Origin of the sequence: Phreatobacter sp. (assembly GCF_022843985.1) — a bacterium.
Classification (GTDB): domain Bacteria; phylum Pseudomonadota; class Alphaproteobacteria; order Rhizobiales; family Phreatobacteraceae; genus Phreatobacter.
Genome location: NZ_JALHMP010000033.1, coordinates 1 through 21,355, shown reverse-complemented (window position 1 = coordinate 21,355; position 21,355 = coordinate 1). Strand labels below are relative to the sequence as shown.

Below are 21,355 nucleotides of genomic sequence, written 5' to 3'. Positions count from 1 at the left end.
TCATCTGCCCCGCGGCGGGCAGGTCGCGAGGAAGGATAGAGTCAGGGCGGCATAGGCGATCGCGATTGAGGCCGGCGACACCACCGACTCCCATCCGGGCGTCAGCCGCTTGGGGACCAATGCGTAGTCCACTAGAGCGGCCAGCGCCGTCACGCCCAAGGCGTCTGGTACCGGCGAGCGGTCCGGCCGCGCCTGTCGCAAGCGCTGAAAAACCGTGCTCCAGAAGACCGACGCGGCGTAGTGGCTGGCAAAACCAACCAAGGTGTACCGCACGTTGAGTACCTTCGAATGGCCGGCGATCTCCCCGTGCAGCCAATGGCTGGTCGCGTTGACCGGCTGGACAGGATCGCGGCCCTCGGCCTTGGCAAGGACACCCAGGAGGCCGGCCGATGAGAGGCTGGCGGTGGTGCCGGTTAGCAGGACCCGGGACAGAAACGACATGGTGTCTCCCTCGGTCGGTCGGTTAAGGGAAAAACCCCTGCCCGCCGGCGCGGTTCCTATGCTGAGTCTCGCTCCACCACGGCCAGCGGGGTGATCGCCGGGCCGTTGAGCACTGCTCCATCGGGAGCGAACTGCGACCCGTGGCACGGACAATCCCAGCACAGCTCGAAACTGTTCCACGCCAGGTGGCAGCCGAGATGGGTACACACGGCAGAGCGCTCGAAGAGGGTACCGTCCGGCGCCCGATAGGCGGCGATCTTCTTCAGACCATCGCGAACGATGGCGCCTTGACCCGGCTCCAGCTCATCCACCGAGGAGACTTCTCCCGGCGCGAGATATTGCGCCATGTTCGTCACTGCGGTCAGATTCTCGCTGATGTAGGTCGTCGCCGCCTTCACTGGCTTGCGGTCCGGGTCATAGACGTCGGCGAACGGGGACGATCGCCCGGCGATGAGATCCGCGATGACGAGGCTCGCCACGACGCCATGGGTCATGCCCTGCCCGGAATCGCCCGTCGCGACAAAGACGCGGCTGCTGCCGCCATCGGCGCCGATGTAGCCGCAATAATCAAGCGTCTCCATCACCTGACCGGACCAGCGGAAGCGCTCTGGTCCGAGATCGGGCAGCAGCGCGCGGATCCACCTATCGAGGCGATCGAAGCGGTCCGGCGCGTCGTCCGCCTCGCCGGACTTGTGGTCCTCGCCGCCGACAATGAGGATATCGGCCTCGTTCCCCTCCGTATGGCCCGAGTCCAGCCGCACATAGTGGTAGGGGTCCGCCGTGTCCCAGTAGAGCGCATCGGCCAGCCGTCCGGGCGCGATCTCGAACCCCATCGCGTAGGTCCGGTAGGGCGCCTGCTTGGTGTGGATCGCTACGAGATCGTGGATCGGCGAGTTAGTGGCCACAACCGCATGGCGGGCAGTGACGGCGTGTCCTCCCGCCACTTTCACCCGCACCTCGTCCCCGACCTCCTCGACCGCGGTGACGGCACTGAAGGGATGAAGACGGCAGCCGTCCGACACGAGTGCCTCGGCGAGGCCACGCAGGTATTTCAGCGGGTGGAAGGTCGCCTGCCGCGGATAGGTGAGACAGGGGTGACCACCAAGCCCCCGCAGCGGCAGTCCGACGCCGCGTTCCACCGCGACACCGATTTCAGCCGCCGCCGCAACCTCGTCGTCGAGCACGCTTTCGTCACTGCTGGCATCAAGGAAGAGGAAGGCGGGCAGCCGGCGGAAATTGCAATCGATCTTCAACCGTTCCTGGATTTGCTGGATCCGGTCGATTGCCGCGGTCTGGCTCGTGTGGAAGCCGCGGACGAGATCGCGCCCCCGCATGGACAGGAGGTCGGAGAGACCATCGTCACAGACAGAAGCGAGATGGGCGGTGGTGCGTGCGGTCATCCCGCCGGCGATGACGCCGCGGTCGAGGACAACCACCGAATATCCAGCGAGGACGAGTTCGTAGGCGGTGGACAGGCCGGCGATGCCGCTCCCCACGACGACAACGTCGGCCCCGGTGTCCGCGGTCAGCGGCGTTGCTTCCGGGGCCACCTTCACGTCCATCCAGATCGAGTTGCTGTTTTCCGTAAGCACGTTCATCGCGGCACAACCTCCCTTGGGGCCGAACACTCGCTGGGGACGTGAAGGCTCGGCGGTTCGGTGCCCCCGATGCGGCCCTGCCCACCTTACATCCGGGCACGGCAGGGCTCGCGAGGGACGCGTCCGAGCGAGGCAATAGTCGGCCATCCACTCCGATGCGCCACCATCAACCCGGAGGACGGACAGGCGTTCCTATCCGCCGCTGCTGGATCTCCGAGTCTGGCCGGAGCTGGGCAGAGGTCCTCAGCAACGGCAGGGATCAGGTCACAGGCGTTCTCGGCGGCGCGCCGCGCGGGTTGCAGCCCGATGCCGGATGCGCCTGGCCGTCCAGGAGCTCCCGTGGCTCGTTAGGGCTTCAGGACGACCTTGATGCAGCCGTCCTTCTTTTCACGGAACGTCTTGTAGAGTTCGGGGCCATCCTTGAGGGTGCGCCCGCCCGGTGCGTGGCCCCACTCCTTCTCCGCCTTGGCGGCGTTGGGATTGGTGCGATTACAGCTGGAGAAGAAACCGCGCCGGCAAAAGAAAAACTCGCCACAGGAGACAGTGAAGGGGACTATGACCCGGTCGCCGACCTTCAACGCCTTGTTGTCCCTGCCGACCTTGAGGACCTCGCCCATCGACTCTTGGCCGATGACGTCGCCCGACTGCATCTCCGGGATGATGCCCCCGTAAATGTGCAGGTCCGAGCTGTAGATAGCGCAGGCCATTATCTTGATGATGGCGTCGCGGCAGTCCTGAATGGTCGGATCGGGGACGCTCTCGCATCGCATGTCGGCTTTGCCATGCAAAGGTCAGTGCCTTCATACCGGGCTCCCGTGTTCCGCAACCAACCGGACGGTAGCGGCTCTGTTCCAAATGGCGCCGGCTTAGGCCGGTTTCAGACAGCCGACGAGGAGCAGCTGATCGAGAGTCGGATGAAAGCCGAAGGCGAGGCGCCCCCAGACCGGTGTAGATCCGGCGACCAACAGCATCAGGAAGCATAACCAGCCGGTGGCGACGCCGAGCTGCGAGGAGAGATAGTCATCAAACAGGTCTCTCACGCCGCCCGCTCCCGCATGTGCCGGTCGCCGCGCCGGGTCAGCGCGATGCCGCCCAGCAGCATCAGCGCCCCCCAGACCAGGAAGCCGATATCCCAAGCCATCCGCTGCGAAGGGGGAACCAATTCGTTCACCCGGTGCAGCACGAGAATGTGGTGGTTGACGATGCCTTCGACGAGGTTGAACGCGCCGAAGCCGATGAGCATGGTGCCAATCAGTAGCGTGCCGGACCAGGTGAGGTGCTTTCTGCGGGCATGGCGCCAGAGAATGAACAGGCCGGCGACGACGAAGAGGTAAGTGATAGCGTGGAAGACACCGTCCCAGTACGTGTTCAGCTCCAGGGCCTCCACCGATGTGATGGGATACCAGCTGCTCACCATGTGGTGCCACTGCAGCATCTGATGCAGGACAATGCCGTCGAAGAAGCCGCCGAGCCCAAGCCCGAACAGGATGCCTGCTGATTTCGGAAAGGACCTCCCGTCCTGCATTGCTGGTCTCCCGTGGCGCAAGGGCGCCGGAACCGCCCGGCGCCGCCGCGATGCATCAGTGCTTGGCGGTCTGGCCGCTCGCCTCGCGCTCAAGATACCGCAACGTGGTCGGCGCGAGATGCTCTGCGAGCCAAGCGGCCATCTCCTCCTCTTCCTTGAGGATGGCCTGGCAGGCGTCCCGCGTCTCGATATCGCCCGCCCGTTCTGCTGTGGCGACCAGCACCCTGTAGGCGGCAATCTCCATGTGCTCGAACGTATAGCCGGCCATCGACCCCTTGATGATCTCGTCGCCGACGACGAGGCCGCTAAAGGCTTGGCCCAGGCCCATGACCTTACCGGCCATATCTTTCAACGTGGACACGTCGGTGCCACGCCGCTTCAGGCAATCCGCGATGGCGGCCGCCTGCAGCCGTGTCTCCTCCGCGTGGCGGGTAATGCGGGCCTTGAGGTCGGGATAGTTCTGGATGCGATCGGCCATGCCGTCGAGCATCTTTACGGCTTGCTGCTCCATTGCATGGGCATCGCGCAGCCATTGGTCCAAGCGGTCTTCGGTCCGCGGCATGGGAATCCTCCGTTGATGCAGGAGCAACCCGACACCGGCGGCCAGGTTCCCATTGGATATTGCGCGCCCACAGGACACGCCGGTGACGGGCTCTGGCCAATTTAACTGCCCTGGCAGGCACATGTCTAAACAACGGCGCTCCAGCTGGCGAAACACCGACGCAGCCCCCCAAAAAGCTGCCATCTCCTTTCAGACCCCATCCTTCCTACCGACCAAAGCAGGCAGGCAGCTACCGGACGAGCTCGTCGGAAAAGGGGTCAGATTTCGTGCAGCAGATTGGCACAGCGCTTCCGATACGGCGTTCCCTCCCGGTGGACCCGCGGAGGCGTGAAGTGAGCCGAATTGTTGTGGTCGGAGCAACGGGGTTGGTAGGCACCGAGATCGTCGCGCGGCTCGCGGCGCTGGGGTACACTGTGACCGGCGTCGCTCGGTCAGTGCCGCGGAACGTCGGTTTTATTGCCTGGCAACAAATAGATCTCGCCCGCGCCGACGCGTCGGACTGGCACGGCGTTCTTCGTGGCGCCGCAGTGGTGGTCAACTGCGCCGGCGCATTGCAGGACAGTCCGGCCGACGACCTTGCCGGCGTTCATATGGAGGGCCTCGCAGAGCTCGTCGCGGCCTGTCAGGGCAGTGGCGTGGCGCGCTTTATCCACTTTTCTGCCATGGGGGTCGGCGGCGAAAGCCCCACCACATTCTCCCGGAGTAAGCGCACCGGCGATGACACCCTCATGGCGAGCGGTATCGACTACGTCATCCTGCGTCCGTCGGTAATTCTGGGCCATCCTGTCGGTGGAGCCAGCGCGCTGATCCGGGGGCTGGCAGGTCTGCCGCTTCTGCCGGTTATGCCCGAGACGGGACCCCTGCGCCCGGTCGCCCTCGACGATGTCGTACAGACGGTGCTCGACTTCATCGATCTTAGGAGGCCGGGTCAGGTCGTGCTGGACATGTCCGGCCCGGAGACCCTCTCTGTCGTCGATCTCGTCCGGCTGAACCGGCGTTGGCTCGGACTTCCGCCTGCCCGAGAGGTCGCGGTGCCTGACGTTCTCGCTGCCCTCGCATTTCGTTTCGGGGACGCGGTGAGCCAGTTCGGATGGCGGCCCGCCGTGCGCTCTACGGCGCGTGTCGAGGTGGCGCGAGGCGCGGCAAGCGACAGCCGCGCGTGGATCGAAGCGACAGGTATCATTCCCCGACGGATCGAGGCGGTGCTGCAGGCGAGGCCGCCGTCGGTGCAGGACCGCTGGTTCGCGCGGCTCTACATGATCAAACCCGTGATCTTCGTTAGTCTCGTTCTCTTCTGGATCGGCTCTGGCCTTGCTTCGCTCGGGCCAGGTTTCGGCGGCGGGGTCACGATGATGAGGGAGGCCGGGACAGGTTGGCTTGCGCCCCTGATCGTCGCCGGCGGAGGCATCGCTGACCTCGTGGTCGGCGCGGGAATCATCTGGCGTCCGACCACGCGGCGGGCCCTCCAGGCGGGCATCGCCGTCACCACGGCCTATGCGGCGGCGGGCAGTATCCTTACGCCATGGCTTTGGTTGGACCCGCTGGCCGCACTCCTGAAGACCGCGCCTATCACAGCGCTGATGCTTGCTGCTCTCGCAGTTCTGGAGGAGAGGTCATGACCCATCTTGTCCTCAAGTACCTGCACGTTCTGGGAGCTGTCGTTCTGATCGGCACCGGGACGGGCATCGCCTTCTTCCTGGTCGCGGCCCACACGACCGGCAAGGCGTCACGGATCGCCGGCGTCGCCCGGATCGTGGTGACGGCGGATTTCCTGTTCACGGCCACCGCCGTGATCGCCCAGCCGGTCACCGGCGTCCTGCTGGCGCGCGAGATGGGCTACCACCTCCTCGAGGGCTGGATAGTGCTGTCTATCGTTCTTTATGTCGTGATCGGCCTGTTATGGCTGCCGGTAGTAGTCCTCCAGATGGGGATCCGCGACATTGCGGAAGCGGCCGAGGCCGCGGGCGCGCCCCTGCCCTCTCGCTACTACTGGCTGTTCTGGTCCTGGTTTGTTTTCGGGTTCCCGGCATTCGGCGCGATCCTCGCCATCCTATGGCTGATGATCGCCCGTCCCTCCGTCGAACTGCCCTGGATCGGCTAACGGGCCGGACTATGCGTCGCCCTTGGCCGAGCCGCAGATGACAAGGGAAATTGCCATGGTAGCGTATGCGCAGGCGATACCGCCGGGCGTGACCACTTTCTCCCAGCCAGGCGTCAGGCGCCGCGGCACGATGGCGTAGTCTACAAGGGCCGCAAGTGCGGAAAGGGCAACTGCGTCAGTCCAGAGCGGGCGGCGGGGGCCCGTCTCCCGCACGGCTTCGAAAACCGCCGCCCAGAGCAGAGAGGCCGCAGAGTGAATGGCGAAACCTGTGACCGTGTGCCTGGCATCCACCGCCGCGGTGCGCGCGCCCTCGTCTCCCAGCCACCAATGGCTGGTGCTGTTGACGACGCGGACCGGGTGCCGGCTTTGCCATTGGGCTACAAGGGCCAGGACGGCAGTAGTGGAAAAGCTTATCGCGGCCGCTCGGCTCAAGATGCGGCCAAGCCGTCGGCGGCGCGCGGACGAAGGGGGTGGAGCGGCGCCGACCGCGGTTGAGCCAGATGAGGGCATGGTCCCAGCGATCGTTTCCATACCTGGTCCAACAACAAAGGCAGCCGCTGGTTCCGTGCTGTGTTTTGCTACCGAGGTCGTCTGACGGAGGACACAGGCGGTGCCGGTCCGGACCGGCGAAGCAATGGCCGTTCGATCGCGGCCTTGGGAAAGCGGCAAACTATTCGGCGATTCCTGGATAGCCATTAGGGCCGGCGAGGCGTCACACGCCATGGCTGTAGATTGGCCGCAGACTAGGCAGCAGGATGGGAAGCAATTCCCCGGCGCGCCGCTTCTGCCGTCAACCGGGGAACGGGCGGCTCAGGAAGGGGCTCCCCGCGAGGCCGAAGCGCCAAGGCCGATCGACGGCCCGCGCTATACCGATCCGCGGCCCGCTCACGACCTCTAACCCGCCGCTTCGGGGTGCAAGCGTCAGAGGCGAGTGTTGGAGGGCAACTCCATCGAGGGCGCCGGTGATCCCGAGCGCCTGAGTAAGCCGCCCCGGGCCGGCGCAGAGAAGCCGCGGATCGTCCACACCGCGCCGCTGTCGCATCCTTTCGAGGCCTTGGGTTGGCGCGATCGCACGGATAAGGACGGCAGACCCAGGCCGGCAGACGATGTTCAGGCACCAGTTGAGTCCGTAGGAGCGGTAGACATAAAGAGTTCCGGCGCAGGCGAACATGGAGGCAATGCCAGCGCGGGATCCCTTGTAGCTGTGCGACGCGGGATCGTCGTCCCGATATGCCTCGGTCTCGACGATGATGCCTCCGGCGCCCTCGTGGCTCAGGGTGCTGCCAATGAGCCATTCCGCTGCGCCGACGGGATCGGCCGGTAGTCCGCTCGCCATCACGCCGCCTTCTTGCTCCGAGGCTTGCTCTTGGCCTTGGAGGCACCGACGGCCGACTTTGCGCGTCCCTTCGTGGGCCCGCCCGCGCCAGCCGCGCTTTCGCGCAGGGCGCCCAGCAGATCGACAACCTTAGGGGCACGTTTTTCCTTCGGACGCTTCAGGGTCTTGCCGGCAAGCTTGTCCATGACGAGGGTGGCGACAGCCTCCTCGTAGCGATCGTCGAAGGTGGACGGATCGAAGGTGCCGGCCTTGATCGAGACGATGTGCCGCGCGAGATCGAGCATCTCCTTCTTGATCCTGATGTCGGGCAGGTCTGAAAAGGCATCGGCGGCGGACCTGACCTCGTAGTCGTAATTGAGGGTGTGGGCGATCAGGCCCTCATCGTCCGCCCGCAGCATCAGCGCGCGCACCCGCCGGAAGAGCACTGCGCGAGCGAGGGCCGCTACAGACGCGCTGCCCATCGCCTCGCGGATGACCGCAAAGGCCTCTTGCCCCGCTCTTCCCGAGGGCGCCAGGAAATAGGGCCGGTCGAAATAGAGGGTGTCGATGTCATTGCAAGGAATGAAGGCTTCGACGGAAAGGGTCTTGTCGCTTCCGGGAACCGCCCTGGCGATTTCCTCCGGTTCAAGCATGACCACGCGGTCGTCGTCGAGCGCATAGCCCTTCACCTGGTCCTGGCGCGGAACCGGCTTTCCGGTGGCCGGATCGACGAATTCCCGACGCACGCGGTTGCCTGTCTTCCGGTTGATGGTGTGGAAGGCGATGCGGGACGACGTCGATGCCGCCGTGTAGAGGCCGACAGGACAGGACAATTCGCCGATCTTGAGGAAGCCCTTCCAGTTGGCCCTCGTGCCCGCCATCGCCCGTTCTCCGCGTTGCCGCTAAGCAACGTTGGTTGGGCGACGGAGTTCCGGAACTGCCGACACCCGCCGTGCATTGATGAGCTTGGAGGCACTATGGCTGATCGGTCGTTCTGGAAAGGCTATCTCAAGCTTTCGCTGGTGACTTGCCCGGTGGCGATGGCGCCGGCGACCACCGAAAGCGAGAAGGTCCGCTTTCACACCCTCAGCCGCACGACCGGCAATCGGGTGGAAAGCCGCTACGTCGATTCGGAAACAGGCAAACTGGTGGATGACGACGATCAGGCCCGCGGCTATGCGCGCGGCGAGGGCGATTTCGTGGTGTTGGAGGACGAGGAACTGGACAGCGTCGCACTCGAGACGACCCGCACCATTGACATCGACCAGTTCGTCCCCCGCTCGTCAATCCCGTGGATCTACCTTGAGAAGCCTCACTTCCTCACGCCGAACGATCCGGTTGGCGAGGAAGCCTTCGCCGTCATTCGTGAGGCCATGGCGGCGTCTGCAGTGGTCGGGGTATCGCGCCTCGTTCTTTACCGCCGGGAGCGCGCCGTGATGCTGGAGCCACGTGGCAAGGGCATCATCCTCTGGACGCTGCGGTTCGGCGACGAAGTTCGCGACAGGAGCATCGAAGCCGGCAGCGACCATGCTCGATCGCCGCCGTCCAAGGCGATGGCGCCGGCGCGGAGCCTGATCAAGGAGAGGACACGTAAATGGACGCCGAAGATGGTCCATGATCCGGTACAGGAGGCGCTCCTGAAGCTGGTCGCCTCGAAGAAGGCGGCGACGGTGCACCGGAAGGGGTCTGCGACGACGCGGAGCGGTGACAACGTGGTGGATCTGTTCGCGGCCCTGCGAAAAAGCCTCGGCGGGCCGCCCGCCAGGAAGCCGCCGGCTCCCCCCCGCAAACGTGGCTAATCCTCGCCCAGACGTTCGGCCGCAGCGCGGAACTCCCGCCACGGATCCGATTTCGGCAGGGCAGCGCCCACCTTCACGGCATTCGGCGCGATGCCGCCTTCAACTTCGGCCCAGGTCACCGGCGCGGCAATGGGGGCGCCGTCACGGGCACGGGTCGAATAGGGCGCCACCGCTGTCGCGCCGCGGCCGTTGCGGAGATAGTCGATGAAGATCTTGCCTCGCCGCGCATTCCTGGCCAGCGTCGCGGTGTAGCGCAACGGTGCAGCCCTCGCCATCGCGTCCGCGAAGCCGCGGGCAAAGGCCTTGACCTCCGTCCAGCCGGCATCAGGGATGAGGGGGACAGTGACGTGATACCCCTTGCCGCCCGACAGTTTGACGAAACTCTGCAGACCGATGTCCTTCAACCGGTCCCGCACCTCGAGCGCGCCTGCGCGGACTCCTTCGAGGTCGACCCCCGGCCCTGGATCCAGATCGAAGATGACCTGGTCGGGGCATTCGACGTTGTCGATCGTGGACCCCCAGACGTGGATCTCCACCACGCCCATCTGCACCAGCGATGCGATGCCGTCGAAATCCTCGACGTAGAGCAGCGCTGCGCCGGCCTTGCCGGCCTTTAGGGTGCGAACCGCCTTGCCCATGCCCGGGGAGGCGTGTTTCTGGAAGAAGGTCTGCTCCCCGATGCCGTCGGGCGCGCGCACGAGGCTCAGCGGTCGCCGCACCACCAGCGGCTCCATCCGGTGCCATACGGCCTGGTAGTGCTCCAGCAGCCCCGATTTCGTCAGTCCCACATCCGGCCAGAGGACTTTGTCGGGGCTGGACAGGGAGACTGAGGCCGACACGGCGGACGGGACCGCCTGGCAGGGAGTGGCGTTCTTTCGGCGACGCATCTGCGGCGGTGGAGTTTCCGTCTCCTCCCGAACGATTTCGGCCACCGGCTTGTCCTCGCGCAGGCCCTTGAACGCAGCCTGCCTCACCAATCCGTCTCCGGTCCAGCCGCGGAACTCGACCTCGGCGGCGAGCATGGGCTCCACCCAGACGACCCCCCGTCCCTGAACCGAAGTGGCGCTGACCGGCGAACGGGTCCGGCGCAGGGGATCGAGACGCCTCTTCAACTCCCGTGCCACGTTGTCTCGGTAGCCCGTGCCGACCCTGCCGGCGTACTGCAGGCTTTGATCGTCATGATAGGCCACCACCAGAGACCCGATCCGGTCGCGACCGGCGTTCGATGGCAGGTAGCCGACGATGACGAACTCTTGGGCGTGGGTGCACTTGGACTTGATCCAAGACCCGCGGCGACCGCTGAGATAGGGCGCGTCGAGGCGCTTCGAGATCACGCCCTCGAGGCCCATGCGGCAGGCGTGGTCGAGCATGACCTCGCCGGGATCCTCGAAATGCTCGCTGAGGCGCAGCGGTCCCGTTTTCAGGCCATCAAGGACATGCGCCAGCCGGTCCTTGCGGGCGACCAGCGGCTCGCTCGTAAGGTCCCGGCCGTCGAGTTGAAGCAGGTCGAAGGCGTAGTAGACCATTCCCTCATGGCGCCCATCGGACAGGGCCGCCTGCAGGTCGGTGAAGGCCGATATGCCCGAATCGTCGAGTACCACGATCTCCCCGTCGATGACGGCACTGTCGCAAGAAAGCTCTTCGAGGGCGCCGACAATCCCGCGTCCGAACCGCGCAGTCCAGTCCAGCCCCGTGCGGGTCAGAAGCCGGACCTGACGCGCTGACAGCGCGGCCTGCACGCGATAGCCGTCGAACTTGACCTCATGCACCCAGCCCGCGCCCTTCGGCGGTCGGCCGGCGAGCGACGCGAGGCACGGGGGCACGAAGGCCGGAGCGGCGCTGCCCGCTTGGGCCAGCGCACGCGTTGTGGATTTGCGGAATTTCCTTCCAGCAACCGACTTCCGTGGGTCTTTGCCCGCTGCAACGTCCTCGACCGTCAGGCCCGTGACCAGGGAGGTCGGCTCGTTATTGAGAATGTCGCGATCCGACGCCGCATCATCGTTGGCCTTGATTAGCAGCCAGTTGTCCCGCGTTTCGCCTTTGCGTGGCTTCAGCCGTACGAGGTGCCACCCCCCCGCCAGGCGCTCGCCCTCAAGCGTGAAGGACAGGTGCCCCTTGGACATTCCGGCTTTCGGATCCCCATCCGGGATCCAGCGCCCGCGGTCCCAGACGATGACCGCGCCGGCCCCATACTCGCCCTTTGGAATGTTGCCCTCGAAGCTGCCGTAGTCGAGAGGGTGGTCCTCGACATGGACGGCCAGGCGCTTGTCGTCCGGGTCGAGGCTCGGCCCACGCGTCACCGCCCAGCTCCACAGGACGCCGTCGTGCTCGAGTCGGAGATCGTAGTGGAGCCGGCGAGCCGCGTGCTTCTGCACAACAAAACTGCCATCTGTCCCCTTTGTGCGGCGCGGGGGAATCCTGCCCGATGGCTCCAAGGTGGTGCGGAAGTCGCGCTTGGAGCGATAGGCCCCCAGTTTCGCGGCTGTGCGGGCCCTGGCCATCAGGCGGCTCTGGAGCGGCGCGGCATGCTGCTGGCCGCGGCGTCCGCGGCCAGAAGGTCGAGTTGAGTGATTGCGGGCACCGGATCCTCCAGCATAGCCACCAGCACCTCGCGGCGCAGTCCGCCGCGCACCGCGTCGGCAAACGCCTGTCGCGTGTCCCGCTCGGCGCGCAATTGTGCCGCCAGCGCCAGGATGAGCTTATCGCGGACGTCCATAGGCCTCTCCTGTCGCATCCAGGAAGGAAACGCCGCCGCCGATCCCGTGTTCCGGTTAGAGCGGCACTACGGCGTCAAACCGGCACGCGATTTGATCCGTCCATGTCGAGACCCAGACGTTCTGCCACCATTTCAAGTGCCTTGCTGACTGCACAGGCGTTGAAATCGTCCACGTCGCGGCTCCTAAACTCGAACGTTGCCGCGGCCGACGCCTTGCCCTGCTCCGCGATCGCCACGACGAGCATTCCGACTGGGTTGCCGTCCTCGTCGGGCGTCGGTCCGGCGACGCCCGTCGTGGCCACCGCTATGCTTGCCCCCATGAGGTCAAGGACGCCTTCCGCCATCGCAATCGCGACGTCCCGTGTGACTGCGCCCATGGGCCCGGTCAGCAATTCGTCCGACACGCCGAGGCCGCGCTGCTTGCTGCGCTTAGTGTAAGCGATGACGCTCCCGAGATAGACCCGCGAAGCGCCTCTCGCCCCAGCGAAGTACCTACCGATATGTCCGATGGAACAGGATTCTGCGGTTGCTACCGATCTGCCGGATGAGCGAAGCGCTTCGACAATCGCTTCGGCGCGACGTGCCGCCGCCTGATCGTCCGGATGGGACTGTTTGAGCTCTCCCATCATGCACTCCATGGATCGCGGTCCCCCCGTAGGCACGTTCGGTGCTCGCGGTGGAACGCTTCAGAAGGCGGTTTGTCACCCAGCAGAGGGTCGTGTCGGTCGTGTCCCCTGGCGTGGTGTAGCCGAGGTTGGTCATCGGCGATTGCCAGGGAGGTTTAGGTTGCCAAAGCCAATCCTGAACCGAGCGACCCCAATGAGCGACGAGATCGTAACCCTGCGCGGTTTTCGGCAAGAAAAGCCTGGCGCAACGCACCTACAATCACGCCGGGACTGCGGGACGCGCACCGCTGTCGCTGATCAAGTGAACGGCCTGGACCTTGAACTCACGCCCCAACCGTTTTCGATGCATCAGCCACCTCGGCTTCATGCAACACCCTATCTCGGTTTCCATGAAGCCCGACAGCGCCAGCGCGAAGAAGGCCGCCCGCAATGGGCGGCCTTTGATGTCGAAGAGGTCGACTCAGTAGGCCGTGCGACCTGTCCACCCGTCATCACGCCAGGTCCGCGAGCGCTCGCTGATGTCATAAGAGCCCTCGTGGAGAATCTGACGGATGCGCGCCGCGGATGCCTCGGGCGCACGTACGGTTACCACGGTGCTGCCGCGCCGAAGACCCTCGGCATAGGCGTGGGCATCGTCATCCGACATACCGGCACCAACCATGGCGCCAACAAGACCACCTGCGGCCCCGCCTGCTCCCGCCCCAACGAAGGTTGCGGCAAGCCAGCCTGCAGCAACGACTGGACCGAGGCCCGGGATGGCAAGCAGACCAAGACCTGCAAGAAGACCTACAGCTCCGCCCGCGGCAGCGCCAAGTCCGGCGCCGCTCGCAGCCCCACTGCCATCCTCTTCTCTGTCAACATCAGGGCGGTACTCGCTGAACCGCGACGTATCGATCGTCGTGTCGTTTGACAGCACGGAAATATCCCGCTCGCTGATTCCCTCTCCGCGGACACGGGCAACAGCGAGTGTTGCGGCGTCATAGCTGTCGAAAATGGCGGTAATCGTCTGGGTCATATTTGCCTCCACTAGCGAGCAGAAATGTTGCCGCGAAAATCAAGACCGACTTCGACCGTGCGGCCCTGCCACTGACCGCGACCGCGCCAGATTCCGTTGTCGTCCTTCTTCAGTTCGGTCACCGAGGAGATGCCCGCCTCCCGCAGTCGCTCCATAGCCTGCCCTTCGGTGAAGGAGTTCGCGCCATTTTCCAGCGCCGCGCCATTGACCATGCCGGCGCTTGTGTTTGTCGCCGGCGCTGACGGAGTCGGGGCAGGTGCCTGAGTCGCGCGCGGTGTGGGCGCTGGTGCGGTCGCGGGGGGGGTCTGAGCGAGTGCATTGCTGCTCAGTAGAGCAACAAATGCCACGGTAGAGATGGTTGTCTTCATGAGTGCCTCCCATTGTGTTCCATCGACATCAACCCCGGGAGACAGAAGGGGTTCCTATCAGGCTAACGGCTGAGGTTCTGCCTCCGGGTGGTCTGAACCACCGGGGTTTGCCCCCGGCTCAGCACTGATCGATCACAGCCGGAACGCCGTGATGGCCGCGATGCCGATGGCCGAAAAGAAGGCGTGGGTGCGGACCGTCCTCGGAAGGACGCCTGAGACAACCGTCGCCTCTCACGCGTAGCCGGCTGCGAACCATCACTTGCCCGAACGACCCTGTTGGCCAGGCCGCGGGTCCGGGGCAGCAGCGGCAATATGGCCTGCGAGGAGGATAAGGGCGGCATCTACCGCTCTGTCCACGACCTCGCCGGGACCGACATCGCCGAAATCGAAACGCCGGACGGTAGCCCTCGCTGGATGTTCTGTCGCATCGTGAAGCGCGACGAAGATGCGTCCTATGGGGTTGCCCTCATCAACGGTGGCGGGCCCTGCGACACCGGTCGTGGCGAGCGCGAGGTCGGCGCCGGTGAGTTCGGCGGCGCCCCGGGCCATCTGCGCCGCTACGTCCTCGCTCACCGCCCCCTCCGGGCGGGCAAGGCTTTCGGCGAAGACGGAAACGACCCGCGTCTTGGTCGAGGGCCTGTAGGTGACGATGCTACCGAGGAAGATGTGCGAGGCGCCGCCCCCGCCGGCGAGCGCATGCGCCAGGCGCCCCGCGGTGCAGGCTTCGGCGCAGGCGATCGTCCACTTGCGCCTTTCAAGCGCTTCCATCACGGCTTCGACGAGATCGATCATGGTGAGCCTGCAACCCTGCGGCTGGCCTCCACAGGCCAGTTTCCGACGATCAACAACCCGTGTGGCGGGCCGTTCCTTAAAAACGCGCCGCCCAAACCGCTCAGGGGGCGGCCGCAATGGTCGGCGCCTGGGCGGGGAACCTCAGCGTCACGACCGCTTCGCCATCCTCCTCAAGCATCTCGACCGTCCCGCCGAGATCGGTGGCGAGGAGGGAGACCATGCGTGAGCCGAACCCGCCGCCAGCCTGTCCCACCTGTTCCACCTTGCGGTTCCGAACTGAGAGCACGGCCCATTCGCCCTCCGAAGCGAAATCGACGCGCACCACGGCCCGCGGTCCCCCGCCATACTTGATGGCGTTCATCATCAACTCGTTGGCGATCAAGCCGGCCCGGATGGCTCGGTCCGGGGCGAGAGTGAGGGGCTGGACGGAGATGTGGCACATTGATCCATCCGCCAGCAGGGACTGGCAGGTCTGCTTCGCCACTTCCGCGATCAGGTCACCGACGTCGATGACTTCCTCGCCTTCCACCCGGTGAAGCTGCCGATAAGCCTCGGCGATCGCCATGACCCGACCGCCGATCTGGCCCAGCAGTTCCCGCGTGCGCTCGTCCTTTATCGCCCGCTGCTGCAGCAAGACAGTGGAGTTGAGCATCTGAAGGCTGTTCATTACGCGGTGGCTCAGTTCGCGTAGCAGCATGTCCTTGCCGCGTATCTCCGAGGTCAGCCGGTCGGCGACGACGTTGAAGGCTTCGGCCAGCTGTCCGAATTCGCCGCTCCCGGGAACCGGAGAGCGGGCGTCGAGCCGACCTCCTGCGAGGGCCTTTGCCGACCCGAGGATCTGGCGGAACGGCCTTGTGATCAGGCTGCGCGCCGTGAACCAAGCAAAGCCGAAAGCCGCGAGGATCCCGATACCGGAAGCGAGGATACCGCGCAGGGTGGCGTTGTGGAGATCGGCAAAGGCGCTCTGCCGGCTGATACCGACGGCCATGAACAGGCCCGGCGACGGAGAGGCCTGCGCGACATAGCCGACGATCCGCCGGACGCCGTCGAGAGGAGAGACATCCTCGAAGCTGCCGGTCCCGGCGAGCTGGCTTAGCCGGGACCAGGCGCCCACGGGAATTGGCTTGCCGACGAACCGGTCATGGCCCGGCTGGCGCATCAGGATCATCCCGGCGGCGTCGACGACCGTTACCACGTTATCCGCACTCCAGGACGTGCGGGCGTAGCGACCAGCGATCCAGTCGAGGCTGATGGTGGCGAAGACAATTCCAGACACTGCGCCGGCGAGGTCACGGCGTACGACCGCCACATGCATGACATGGCTTGCCGTCTGCCGACCGTATGCGTAGCCGCCGATGACGAAGCTCTCTTGCTGGAGGGCGAGCCGGAAATGATGGCGGTCGCCGACCGTCGGCAGGCTAGCGCCCGGCGGCTGATCGGAGGCGCACATCACAGTTCCGGCCGGATCGGTCGCCGCGAGGGCGAGGATGCCCGGGTTGAAGGGCCTCAGTGTGGTGAGGAGCTGGCCGCAGGCAGGCCAGTCGCCCAGCTGCACGGCGGGGACATGGGCGATGGTCTCGACGAGGCTTCGGGCGCCGTCCAGCAATCGCTCGAATTCGGCTCCCACGTAGCGGGCCTCCTTCGCAACCGTCTCCCGTACATGCCGCTCCCTCTGGGCATAGTCGGTGTATTCGTTCCAGCCCCCTATCCCGAGCACCGGCAAGAGAAAGATGCCACCTATTACGAACAGGCGCCGACGGATGCTCATGCGTCCACCTCCGAGACGACGATATCGGTGGGACGGAGCGCTCGGATTGCTTTTTGTTAAGGCGAGGCGATGGGCTAGCGGGGCTCCTTTTGCAGGTTGAGATAGGTTGGATCGAAATCGGCGAAGGCAGCCAGGCTCTCAAACCTCGAGAACAGCACCTGGTTTCCAGACCACGAGAGGAGTTTGCGGTGCCTGAGGTCGCGGATCGTGCGGTTCACGTGCACTGCGGACAGGCCGAGGATGTCGCCGAGATCCGTCTGGGTGAACGAGCAGGTGAAGCCGTTCGGGGAGGCAAGGCCGATCACGGCAAGGCGGGTATGCAGCTCACAGACGAGATGGGCCAGCCTCTGGAGAGCAGACCGCCGACCGATATTGGCGATGGTGCTCCGCTGAATCGCCCCGTCGATGACCGTGGAAAGCCACAACAGCCGGCCGAGATGGGGGTGCCGCTCGCAGAGGCCGGCCACATGGCCATGCGGCACCGATCCCACGACGCAATCGCTTAGCGCTACGACCGAGTGGTCCATCACCTTCAGCAAAAGCGAGTGGAGATCGACGAAATCTCCGGGCACGTGAACGGCGGTGATTTGCCGCCCCTCCCTGGCCTGCACGACCCGGCCGCAGGTCCCGTCGATCACGAGAGAACTACGGCCGGGCCGCGTGTGGTCGCCGACAATCTCCTCGCCCCGCTGGAATGAGCGCAGGTGGATCGGTAGATCGTGGAGGGCGCGCACCTCCTCGGCGGACAGGTCGTCCCGGACGGAAAGCGCAGCGACGAAGGGCTGCATCGGCTCCCGCATCACTTCCCCTCGACGCGGGTAACGAGCGTGTCGAGCAGCCGCGAGCTGGGCGCCTGCGAATCGAAGCGCAGAGACGCCCTGAAAATGGCGGCGGTGACAGCGTCGCGGGCCGTGATGGCGAGATAGCGGCCGTGGCCGTAGGAGGGTAGCTTCTCCGCCATGATTTCGCTCAACGCGCGAACGGCCTCGCTGTAAGCCGTCTGGAACGTGGGAAAGTCGAGGGAATGTTCGTTGGGCTGGGAAGCCCGATCCTCATCGAAATCGAAGAGATAGCGCTCCATCGCGTCGACTCCGCTGCCTTAAAGGATCTCATCTGATTTAAGCATCACTAATGAAACGGCTTGTGTTTGCGGCTGTTCCGCAGCCGACGTTCGGACTTACCCAAAGATTGGACTACGCAGCAAGCGCGCTCAGGCCGTGGATTATAGCTGCGCCAGCGCTGCCAGCAGGCGACGCTCTTTGATCGGTTTGCCGACCGTGGGGGCTCCCGTCAGAACAGGTCCACCGAACTGTTCAGGTTTCTCGTAGGCGCTGGCGACCGCAAACGGCACCCCTGCCAACTTCAGCGCCTCTGCCACCGGCGTGACCATCTCTTTGCCCAGGTTCACGTCAAGCAATGCGGCCGATGGCAGACCTGCGTCCAGAAGATCGAGAGCGACTTTGACTGAGGGCGCAGGGCCAATCACCACCCAGCCGTGGGATTCCAGGAGCTGCGTGATGTCTAAGGCGACAAGGAAATCGTCCTCGACAACCAGTATCGTTCTGCTCACGCGCCTGGCTTTCTGATGACGCTCGGCGTCTATGCGAGCGGGAATGTGATCTTCGTTCGCAAACCTGATGGGTCGTACTTTTGTTCCCATTCGCGGCCCAAGCTGTAGTTAACAGCAGACTCGATGAGTTTTGTCCCATAGCCGGCATTAGCAGGCGGGGTGACCGGTGGTCCGCCAGTCTCAATCCAGGTGAGCGCGAGTCGGTTGTCAGAACCGCCCCGGTTTTGCCGGAGGCCGGTTGTCTCAAGTTATGCGGCCATCGCTGGCTCTGCCAACGAGGCATAGTAGCGTTCCTCGGCCTCGGCCGGCGGGATGTTGCCGATGGGCTCAAGGAGGCGGCGGTTGTTGAACCAGTCGACCCAGGTGAGCGTCGCGAACTCGACGGCCTCGAAGCTCCGCCAAGGTCCGCGCCGATGGATGAGCTCCGCCTTGTAGAGCCCGTTGATGGTCTCGGCGAGCGCGTTGTCGTAGCTGTCGCCGACACTGCCGACGGAGGGCTCTATGCCAGCCTCTGCCAGGCGCTCGGTGTATCGAATGCTGACGTATTGCGATCCGCGGTCCGAATGATGCACAAGCCCGGCTTTGCTGGCTGGCCTTCGCTCATGGAGGGCCTGCTCGAGCGCGTCCAGGACGAAGCTGGCATGGGCAGTCCGGCTGACCCGCCATCCCACGATGCGCCGCGCGTAGGCGTCGATGACGAAGGCTACATAGACGAACCCAGACCACGTCGAGACGTAGGTGAAGTCCGAGAGCCATAGGCGATCCGGCGCTGGGGCATGGAACACGCGGTTGACGTGATCGAGCGGACAAGGTGCGGCCTTGTTCTGGGTGGTGGTGCGAGCCGGCTTGCCGCGGATGATGCCTTGCAGACCCAGCTCACGCATGAGCCGTTCCACGGTGCAACGCGCAACGTCAACGCCTTCCCGCATCAACTGACGCCAGACCTTGCGCACGCCATAGACCTCGAAGTTCTGGGTGAAGACCCGGGCGACCTCCGAGCGCAGCTCGTCGTCACGCAGAGCCCGACAAGATCGGCGGGCGGGATCGCGGCGCTGGACTCGGTGCGCGTAGTACGTTGATGGGGCGATCGGCAGGACCTTGCAGATCGGCTCGACCCCATAGACGTCGCGATGATCATCAATGAAGGCGATCATCGTTTGAATGGGCGGTCGAGCTCCGCCTGGGCGAAATAAGCCGACGCCTTGCGCAGGATCTCGTTGGCCTGGCGCAGCTCGCGGTTCTCCCGTTCGAGCGCCTTCAGCTTCTCCGAGACGTCGGAGGGAACACCAGCACGCTTCCCGCCATCGACCTCCGCCCGCTTGACCCACTCCAGCAGCGTGTGGGTCGAGCAGCCGATCTTGGCGGCGATCGAGGCGCAGGCAACCCAGCGCGAGGAATGCTCGCCCTCCTGGTCGAGCACCAGCCGCACCGCCCGCTCGCGGACCTCAGGTGAAAACTTGTTCGTCGTCTTGCTCGTCATGGCTCCATCCTACTTGGAAGTTGGAGCCTCCGGCAAAACCGGGGCGGTTCAGACCGTTACCCGCATTGTTGTTCACGACCACCAAGTCGCGCTTGCCGGTATCGATGAGGCCGTGAACCAGTTCGACCGGCGATCCAGCGCCCCCGAATCCACCGATCATGATGGTCATGCCGTCCTCGACGACCGACAGCGCGGCGGCGATGGAGAGCACCGGCTTCAACACTCCGGCGTAGGCTGGGCTTGTCATCAATATGGGACCCACTTTCCCGGGGGCTGGCGAAATTCTGCCAAACCCGACGCGACCCCGGACCTGACAGCTGGCTGGCGATCGGAGCAGGACCTGGGATTGCCCGGAGCAACCCCCAGCAGTCTCGCGTTAAGCTAGCAGGAAATGTTCACCATTCGGTCGATGGTTGTCCAGCGCTGCGCTGCCGCCCGCTGCGGCTGCGCTGCTGTTGTCTGTCATTCAGTTTGAAATCCTGAGCGCCGGCAAGCCGGCAGGCCTTTGCGCCAAAGCGGCCGCGACCCCTTCTCTCGAGACGCGCGTTCGCCGGACGTCGAGGCTCGTGAGCTTGGGTTGAATTGCCAGCGCGGCAAGGACAGCGTCAGTCAATGCCCCATTGCCTGCCAGGTTGATGTTCACGGCTTCGCGAAAGGTCAATCCACTGAATGCAGCATCGGTCAGCATACCGCCAATCATAACCAGGTTTCGCAAATTGGGTATGAGAGAAAGATGCTTGATGGCAGCATCTGTGATCCGGGTGTTGGTCATATAGACTGTCGAAAGGTTGGGCTGTCCGGAAAGGCTTTCTGCAAAAACGTCGGCGACTGGGGAATCATGCACATAAATGGAATGAAGTGCAGGGAGCGAGGGGAGTGCAACGTCTGTCAGGAGAGACCCTCCGAGCGTGATTGTCGCGAGGCTGCGAAGCTCGCCGAGCGTTCCCATCACGGCCGGCGTGATGCGGGTGCGGTCCAGGACGAGTGTCGTCAGCCCCTTGAGCCCTTGCAGATGAGCGATGCCCTTATCCGTCACATTCGTAGCGCTGAGGTTCAACACGCGCAGCCCGCTGATGGCGCCGACATGCACCAGCGCGTCGTCTTCGATCGAACCGATGGCAATCAATTCGAGCTCCGTCAGCTTCTGCAGGTTCGCGAGGAAAGAAAAATCGGCGACCGGCGCCCGCGACCTGTTCAGTGACAATCGTTCAAGACCGCTCGCGCGCGCGAGCGGTGCAAGGCCTTTTGGCGAAAAACCCGTAGCGGCGCCGAGCCGGAGATGACGCAGTCTCGGAAATGCAGCGATCGCTGCGATGCTGTCGTCATTGACGTTGGGTCTGCCACCGAACGAAAGGCTGGTCAGTGCCGGGGCTGCCGCCAGAGCCGCGATCTGCTCGTGCGTTACGGTCTCGTGGAGAGTGACCGAAGCAAGCCCTGGCATGGCTGCAAGCATCGCCATGTCGGCCACTGTGACGTCTCTTTGGCGCAACTCGATCGTGGCAGCCCGTGCGGTCGCGACGCGCTCCGGCGTCGCATCCAAGGAGTCGAGCTTGATGCCGAGTGTCAATCGGCGTCCAAAGTTGACCCCTTTTCGGCGTCCAAAGTTGACCCCCTTGCAGTCCGGCAGCGGACGCCCCGACGCAGCTGGTCGGGATTGCGCAGTCGGGGCGACCGCGGTT

General features: G+C 64.8%; 22 protein-coding genes, 2 pseudogenes and 1 other annotated feature. Of the genes and pseudogenes, 4 read left to right on the top strand and 20 right to left on the bottom strand.

Annotated features, from left to right (window positions below; genetic code table 11):
* The 6 genes and pseudogenes from Q0C57_RS18340 to Q0C57_RS18315 form a co-directional block, all read right to left on the bottom strand.
* The gene (locus Q0C57_RS18340; RefSeq protein WP_296578546.1) at window positions 1-441 is read right to left on the bottom strand and encodes a hypothetical protein; all 441 of its coding nucleotides are present in this window, start codon (window positions 439-441) and stop codon (window positions 1-3) included.
* Window positions 442-497: 56 nt separating this feature from the next.
* Window positions 498-2,039, bottom strand: a complete 1,542-nt coding sequence (locus tag Q0C57_RS18335; protein ID WP_296578544.1) for an FAD-dependent oxidoreductase — start codon at window positions 2,037-2,039, stop codon at window positions 498-500.
* Window positions 2,040-2,470: 431 nt separating this feature from the next.
* Window positions 2,471-2,843, bottom strand: a pseudogene (locus Q0C57_RS18330) (alcohol dehydrogenase catalytic domain-containing protein); the annotation flags it as partial.
* 62 nt (window positions 2,844-2,905) lie between these two features.
* Entirely contained in the window at window positions 2,906-3,079 is a 174-nt protein-coding gene (locus tag Q0C57_RS18325) for a hypothetical protein (RefSeq protein WP_296578542.1), read from the bottom strand.
* Window positions 3,076-3,564, bottom strand: coding sequence for a DUF2243 domain-containing protein (locus Q0C57_RS18320; RefSeq protein ID WP_296578541.1), 489 nt, complete (start codon window positions 3,562-3,564; stop codon window positions 3,076-3,078). The genes Q0C57_RS18325 and Q0C57_RS18320 overlap by 4 nt, the downstream gene beginning before the upstream one ends.
* A gap of 55 nt (window positions 3,565-3,619) precedes the next feature.
* The gene (locus Q0C57_RS18315; protein ID WP_296578539.1) at window positions 3,620-4,126 is read right to left on the bottom strand and encodes a ferritin-like domain-containing protein; all 507 of its coding nucleotides are present in this window, start codon (window positions 4,124-4,126) and stop codon (window positions 3,620-3,622) included.
* Between the two features lie 332 nt (window positions 4,127-4,458).
* Between Q0C57_RS18315 and Q0C57_RS18310 the strand changes: the two genes are divergently transcribed.
* Together Q0C57_RS18310 and Q0C57_RS18305 are read left to right on the top strand one after the other, a co-directional pair.
* Entirely contained in the window at window positions 4,459-5,745 is a 1,287-nt protein-coding gene (locus tag Q0C57_RS18310) for an SDR family oxidoreductase (protein ID WP_296578537.1), read from the top strand.
* Entirely contained in the window at window positions 5,742-6,227 is a 486-nt protein-coding gene (locus Q0C57_RS18305) for a DUF2269 domain-containing protein (RefSeq protein ID WP_296578535.1), read from the top strand. Before Q0C57_RS18310 ends, Q0C57_RS18305 begins: the two co-directional genes overlap by 4 nt.
* A gap of 790 nt (window positions 6,228-7,017) precedes the next feature.
* On the opposite strand, the gene Q0C57_RS18300 is transcribed toward Q0C57_RS18305, so the two are convergent.
* Window positions 7,018-7,563, bottom strand: a complete 546-nt coding sequence (locus tag Q0C57_RS18300) for a DNA-3-methyladenine glycosylase (protein WP_296578533.1) — start codon at window positions 7,561-7,563, stop codon at window positions 7,018-7,020.
* On the bottom strand, window positions 7,563-8,423 hold the full coding sequence (locus Q0C57_RS18295; protein WP_296578530.1) for a Ku protein: 861 nt from the start codon (window positions 8,421-8,423) through the stop codon (window positions 7,563-7,565). Before Q0C57_RS18295 ends, Q0C57_RS18300 begins: the two co-directional genes overlap by 1 nt.
* A gap of 96 nt (window positions 8,424-8,519) precedes the next feature.
* Here Q0C57_RS18295 and Q0C57_RS18290 point away from each other — a divergent pair, with 96 nt between their 5' ends.
* The gene (locus Q0C57_RS18290; RefSeq protein ID WP_296578527.1) at window positions 8,520-9,341 is read left to right on the top strand and encodes a Ku protein; all 822 of its coding nucleotides are present in this window, start codon (window positions 8,520-8,522) and stop codon (window positions 9,339-9,341) included.
* Here the strand turns inward: Q0C57_RS18290 and ligD are convergent.
* From ligD to Q0C57_RS18275, 3 genes are all read right to left on the bottom strand, one after another.
* Window positions 9,338-11,842 (bottom strand): DNA ligase D, encoded by a 2,505-nt coding sequence (gene ligD, locus Q0C57_RS18285; RefSeq protein WP_296578525.1) that lies wholly within the window; start codon window positions 11,840-11,842, stop codon window positions 9,338-9,340. The genes Q0C57_RS18290 and ligD overlap by 4 nt on opposite strands.
* A complete protein-coding gene (locus Q0C57_RS18280; RefSeq protein ID WP_366937856.1) occupies window positions 11,842-12,057 on the bottom strand; it encodes a hypothetical protein in 216 nt (71 codons plus the stop codon). The genes ligD and Q0C57_RS18280 overlap by 1 nt, the downstream gene beginning before the upstream one ends.
* Window positions 12,058-12,131: 74 nt before the next feature.
* Window positions 12,132-12,683 carry a CinA family protein gene (locus tag Q0C57_RS18275; RefSeq protein WP_296578522.1) on the bottom strand — a complete coding sequence of 184 codons (552 nt, stop codon included), beginning with the start codon at window positions 12,681-12,683 and terminating at the stop codon, window positions 12,132-12,134.
* Between the two features lie 193 nt (window positions 12,684-12,876).
* On the opposite strand from Q0C57_RS18275, the gene Q0C57_RS18270 reads away from it, so the two are divergent.
* The gene (locus tag Q0C57_RS18270) at window positions 12,877-13,593 is read left to right on the top strand and encodes a hypothetical protein (protein WP_296578520.1); all 717 of its coding nucleotides are present in this window, start codon (window positions 12,877-12,879) and stop codon (window positions 13,591-13,593) included.
* A 116-nt stretch (window positions 13,594-13,709) separates the two neighbouring features.
* Here Q0C57_RS18270 and Q0C57_RS18265 read toward each other — a convergent pair whose 3' ends face one another.
* The 9 genes and pseudogenes from Q0C57_RS18265 to Q0C57_RS18225 all read right to left on the bottom strand — a co-directional run.
* Window positions 13,710-14,066: a hypothetical protein gene (locus Q0C57_RS18265; protein WP_296578518.1), complete on the bottom strand. Its 357-nt coding sequence runs from the start codon at window positions 14,064-14,066 to the stop codon at window positions 13,710-13,712.
* 255 nt (window positions 14,067-14,321) lie between these two features.
* A complete protein-coding gene (locus tag Q0C57_RS18260; RefSeq protein WP_296578516.1) occupies window positions 14,322-14,858 on the bottom strand; it encodes a CinA family protein in 537 nt (178 codons plus the stop codon).
* Window positions 14,859-14,958: 100 nt separating this feature from the next.
* Complete coding sequence (locus tag Q0C57_RS18255; protein WP_296578514.1) at window positions 14,959-16,626, bottom strand: histidine kinase dimerization/phosphoacceptor domain -containing protein; 1,668 nt, start codon at window positions 16,624-16,626, stop codon at window positions 14,959-14,961.
* Between the two features lie 74 nt (window positions 16,627-16,700).
* Entirely contained in the window at window positions 16,701-17,414 is a 714-nt protein-coding gene (locus tag Q0C57_RS18250) for a Crp/Fnr family transcriptional regulator (protein ID WP_296578511.1), read from the bottom strand.
* Between the two features lie 11 nt (window positions 17,415-17,425).
* Entirely contained in the window at window positions 17,426-17,707 is a 282-nt protein-coding gene (locus tag Q0C57_RS18245) for a hypothetical protein (protein WP_296578508.1), read from the bottom strand.
* A gap of 141 nt (window positions 17,708-17,848) precedes the next feature.
* Window positions 17,849-18,196, bottom strand: coding sequence for a response regulator (locus Q0C57_RS18240; RefSeq protein ID WP_296578506.1), 348 nt, complete (start codon window positions 18,194-18,196; stop codon window positions 17,849-17,851).
* Between the two features lie 248 nt (window positions 18,197-18,444).
* Window positions 18,445-19,676, bottom strand: a protein-coding gene (locus Q0C57_RS18235) for an IS3 family transposase (RefSeq protein WP_296578505.1) whose coding sequence is annotated in 2 segments (ribosomal slippage) — window positions 18,445-19,382 and window positions 19,382-19,676 — 1,233 coding nt in all. Because the reading frame shifts where the segments join, the coding sequence is not laid out codon by codon here.
* Window positions 19,276-19,392, bottom strand: a sequence feature (AL1L pseudoknot). Its footprint overlaps the gene before it by 117 nt.
* A 52-nt stretch (window positions 19,677-19,728) precedes the next feature.
* Window positions 19,729-19,899: pseudogene (locus Q0C57_RS18230) on the bottom strand (CoA-transferase); the annotation flags it as partial.
* 243 nt (window positions 19,900-20,142) lie between these two features.
* Window positions 20,143-21,355, bottom strand: a 1,213-nt coding sequence (locus Q0C57_RS18225; protein ID WP_296578503.1) for a hypothetical protein, incomplete at its 5' end; no start/stop codon positions are given.